Origin of the sequence: Saccharopolyspora sp., from assembly GCF_017434145.1 — a bacterium.
In the GTDB taxonomy this organism is placed as follows: Bacteria; Actinomycetota; Actinomycetes; order Mycobacteriales; family Pseudonocardiaceae; genus Saccharopolyspora_C; species Saccharopolyspora_C galaxeae.
On record NZ_JAFRFW010000035.1, the window covers coordinates 1 to 4590 of the forward strand.

Consider the following 4590-nt stretch of genomic DNA (forward strand, 5'->3'; position numbering starts at 1 on the left):
CTGGTGGCGAGCGCGGCCAGCAGCGCGGTTCCCACCGACATCACCGCGTAGCGGGTGATCTCCCCGCGCAGCGCCGCGCGCCCGCCGCCGCCCCAGGTGCGCCGGTTGAGCACGAAGTTCGGCACCGCACCGGCCAGCCATGCCAGCACCGTCGAGAACACCGCAGGGGCGCCCACCGCGTAGGAGCCGACGAACACGACCTGGCTGATCCCGGTCGCCACGACCGACGCGGCCGCGAACCGGCTCACCAGCTGCCAGTAGCGGCCGCGCCGCTCCCGCCCGGTCATTCCGGAGGGTTCCGTGGTTTCCGCGGCCTGCATTTTCCCGTCCTTCCCAGACAGCTTTCCGGCGAGTACCGCGCCGTTGCCGGTGCGGTTCGTGTCCGCACGATAGCGAGGTGCCGCGAAGTGCCGTTGCTCTCTCATCCGCGGCAGGTTCGACTCTTCGCTACGCCGCCGAAGGATGAGACCATTTCGATGTCTTCGGGGCGGGATCCGGGCCGCACGAGCGCCTTCACCTCGTTCCGACAGGATGTTTCCTACCGTGCCGATCGTCGCCGGCGCCGAGTCCGGGTTCCGGTGACCGCGGCCGCCGGTGTTCGCGCTCCCGGGGCGGAACCGCAGGCGCCGGTGGCACACCCGCAATGACGTAGAGGAGAACAAGGCGTGCGAATCCTCGTCCTCGGGGGCGATGGCTACCTGGGCTGGCCGACCGCTCTGCACCTGTCCGATCACGGCCACGAGGTGGCGGTGGCCGACAACTTCGCCAGGCGCGGCTACGACCACGAGATGGGCGTGCAGAGCCTGGTGCCGATCGAGCCGATGCAGTCCCGCGTCGACACTTGGCGGGAGGTGTCCGGAAAAGCCATCAAGTCCTACTACGGCGATCTGTGCGATGCCGATTTCACCTACGAGATGGTTCGTGATTTCCGGCCGGACACCATCGTGCACTACGCGGAGCAGCGCGCCGCGCCGTACTCGATGATCGACCGCAAGCACGCGGTCTACACCCAGCAGAACAACGTGGTCGGCAACCTCAACGTGCTGTTCGCGATCCAGGAGATCGACCCCGAGATCCACCTGGTGAAGCTGGGCACGATGGGCGAGTACGGCACGCCGAACATCGACATCGAAGAGGGCTGGCTGGAGGTCACGCACAAGGGGCGGACCGACCGGATGCTGTACCCGAAGAAGCCGGGCTCCTTCTACCACCTCAGCAAGGTGCACGACAGCCACAACATCGAGTTCGCCTGCCGGATCTGGGGGCTTCGCGCGACCGACCTGAACCAGGGCGTGGTCTACGGCCAGGAGACGCCGCAAACCCTGCGCGACCCGCGGCTGGCGACCCGCTTCGATTACGACGCGGTGTTCGGCACGGTGCTGAACCGGTTCGTGATCCAGGCGGTGCTGGGGCACCCGCTGACGGTGTACGGCAGCGGCGGGCAGACCCGCGGGCTGATCGACATCCGGGACACCGTGGAGTGCATCCGGCTGGCCGCGGAGAACCCGGCCGAGGCCGGCGAGTTCCGGGTGTTCAACCAGATGACCGAGAGCTTCTCGGTGGAGGAGATCGCCAAGGTCGTGGCCAACAGCTTCGACGGCGCGGTCGAGGTCGAGTACCTGGACAACCCGCGGGTGGAGCAGTCCGAGCACCACTACAACGTGGTGCACACCGGGCTGGTCGAGCTGGGCCTGCAGCCGCACCTGCTGTCGAACACGCTGATCGAGTCGCTGTTCGGGGTGGCCCAGCAGCACGTCGGCCGGGTCGATCTGGGCGCGATGCGCCCGACCGTGCAGTGGCGGACGGCTTCCAGCCCGCTGCGTTCGGAGAGCTGAGCCGCAGGCTCAGCGGACCGAGGTTCCGCGGATCCGGCGGGTGCCCGTTTCGGGCGCCCGCCGGCGTTTTGCCCGGCCCGGCCGCCGGCGATCACGCCGCCGATTCGGTGCTGTGCTCGAACTGTGCGCCCCAAGGGCTGGAATATTCCAAATTAGGCGTGCACACTGTGAACCAACGCGCCTCGCCGGAACGGCTGCCAACGGTGCGGGGTCGCCGAGGTGGCACCGAGCGAGCCGCGGTTCGTCCCTCGCGGGCGGAAACACGATGCGGCCGTGCGACGGCCGCGGTACGGGGAGCGGCGTCCCGGGCGCGAGCACTAGCACCTGTTCGCACCCGGGGCGCCTACCGCGTGTCGGGGGGCTTCCACACGGCCCACAGACCGTAGCCCTTTCGTATGATTCGCGCGATACGGCACGTGGGTAATTCCCGACGCTGCGTGCGTTATGATCAGCTTTTCGGTCCTGGCTTTCCCGCCGGTCCCGGCGGATGCCGCGAGCCGACCGGCCGCACTGAGCCGCACGGGACCGCACTGGGCCGCTCCAGCGACTCGACCGGCCAGTCACTCGTTCGGCGCAGCGACGCCCGCCGATTCAGCCGACCGGCTCACCGGCCTCGTCCGGAACCTCCTCGCGCCGGTCGCGCACGATCTGGCGCACCGTGACCACCAGCGCCGCCACCCAGGCCAGCACGATCACCGCGTAGATCACCGACGGCGCGGGCAGCTCGAACGCCTTGATCAGCGTGCGGGCGTTGGTGAGCACGATCAGCCCGCCCGCACCGACGCCGATCATCCGCATCGGCACGATCCGCACCAGGTAGGCCGCCAGCGGCGCGGCCACCACGCCACCGACCAGCAGCGCGCCCACCGTCATCCAGGACAGTGGCTCGCCGGCCAGCGAGGTGAGGAACCCGACGCTGGCGGCCATCGCCACCAGGAACTCGCTGGTGTCCACCGAACCGACGATCTTGCGCGGCTCGACCTTGCCGGTGCTCAGCAACGTCGGCGTGGACACCGGGCCCCAACCGCCGCCGCCGGTGGCGTCGACGAAACCCGCCACCAGGCCCAGCGGCGCCAGCAGTTTCGGGCTCACCCCGGTCAATTGGCGCTTGCGCAGCGGGCGCAGCGCGAACCGCAGCAGCACGTAGGCGCCCAGCACCAGCAGGATCGTCGACATCCAGGGCTCGGCCGCCTCGGTCGAAATGTTGCTCAGCGCGGTGGCACCGAGGAACGCCCCGACCGCGCCCGGCACGCCGAGCTGCAGCACGACCTTCCAGTCCACGTTGCCGAACCGCCAGTGCGAGACCCCGGAGGCCACCGACGTGCCGATCTCGGCCAGGTGCACCGAGGCCGAGGCCAGCGCCGGGCTCAGTCCCGCCGTCAGCAGGATCGTCGTGGAGGTCACCCCGTAGGCCATGCCGAGGGAACCGTCGACGAGCTGGGCTATGAACCCGCCGAGCGCGAAGATCAGGAAGGTCTGCACGTTCTCTCCGTGGGGTGGCGTTCGGGAAGGCCCCGGCAGTGCCCGGATCTTTCGGGCAAGGATCTTCGGGGCGTGGTGGACGGGCGCGGACCTCCGCAGCGGTTCTGCCCGGCGCGCGGCGGAGTTCTCGCGCGGCGCGCGGCAGGCGCTGCGCGGCGCGGGCAGGGCGCAGGAACGGCCTGGGACTCGGGAGCTACTGGACCCGGTCGAGCGCAGGACGGCTCAGGATGCGCCGACGACACCCGGATGAACAGACGAGCAGCAGATCCACATGCAGGCGCTGCACGAGCACGCCCCACTGGTCACCGCACGTCATGCCCGCCAGTGAACCAGATCGACCCATCGTGCGGCAGCCACGTCCCAAAGTCCGGGAGTCCGGCGGCGTTCGGTCACCGCGCCCGCACGCGCCGGAATCTCGATCACCCGGTTCAGCGCCGAGCGCGGTCGGAGGCGATCGTTGCGGGAGCCCGCGGTGCAGGCTGTGGACGGCTCGTCGCTGCCTCGCTCATGGCGGCTTCATCGAGGGTTGTGTCGGACTTGTGCCCAAGGCCACTTTCGCCGATCTGACGCCTTGGTCGACGACCCACTCGCAAGATCGATCGTCCTGATCGAATTCGCAGGTCACCGGCGAGTCCGGCGGAGCCCGCCCGCCGCCCCGCGCGGTCGGGCGCAGGTTCGCCGGACGTTCGGCCGCAGCGCCCGTTATGCCGTTGACCAGGGAAAAACACTGATCGCGGGCAGGTGGGTGCACTCGGTCGCCGATCTCGGTGGACCGTCGCGGAGGCCGGTTCCCGGAGCACCTCCAGCTAGATCATCTGCGTAACCTGAAGGTCATCTCTTCCCGTCACTAAATGTGCTCGTGCGAGCCGCGTGCGGCAGGCGTACTTCCTGCTGAAGGGTGAGGAATTGCCGCCCTTGGTGACGCTTAGCTACCTTTTTCGCTGGAACGTCACGGTTCGGTCACGAAAAGATCTCGCCCCCGAAGAGGTCACCCGCGTCCCCCGGCGGGAGTGCCCGGACCACCCCCGAAGACGGAAAGGCGATAATGGCCAAGCACAGCGAGGAGACCGGTCAGACCCCGAAGCCGGCTCTCCGCGAATCCCTGCTGAACTCGTTCCGCCCCCGGCCCGGGAACAAGTTCCCCATCGGCAACAAGATCGCCGCGGCCGCGGTCGCGGTCGGTGCCTTCGCCGCGATCGGCCAGCCGCTGGCCGCGAACGCGACCGGAGGCGCCGAGGAGCACGCCGTGCGCCCGGTCGCCGAGCAGCAGGCC

General features: G+C 69.3%; 3 protein-coding genes and 1 pseudogene. 2 read left to right on the plus strand and 2 right to left on the minus strand.

What is annotated here, in order from left to right; all coding sequences use genetic code 11:
• Positions 1–320, minus strand: a 320-nt coding sequence (locus IJH84_RS00915; protein ID WP_295139080.1) for a GtrA family protein, incomplete at its 3' end; no start/stop codon positions are given.
• Positions 321–665: 345 nt separating this feature from the next.
• On the opposite strand from IJH84_RS00915, the gene IJH84_RS00920 reads away from it, so the two are divergent.
• A complete protein-coding gene (locus IJH84_RS00920) occupies positions 666–1835 on the plus strand; it encodes an NAD-dependent epimerase/dehydratase family protein (RefSeq protein WP_295139083.1) in 1170 nt (389 codons plus the stop codon).
• A gap of 591 nt (positions 1836–2426) precedes the next feature.
• Here IJH84_RS00920 and IJH84_RS00925 read toward each other — a convergent pair.
• Positions 2427–3317, minus strand: a complete 891-nt coding sequence (locus tag IJH84_RS00925) for a sulfite exporter TauE/SafE family protein (protein ID WP_295139086.1) — start codon at positions 3315–3317, stop codon at positions 2427–2429.
• A 1045-nt stretch (positions 3318–4362) separates the two neighbouring features.
• On the opposite strand from IJH84_RS00925, the pseudogene IJH84_RS00930 reads away from it, so the two are divergent.
• Positions 4363–4590, plus strand: a pseudogene (locus IJH84_RS00930) (M23 family peptidase); the annotation flags it as partial.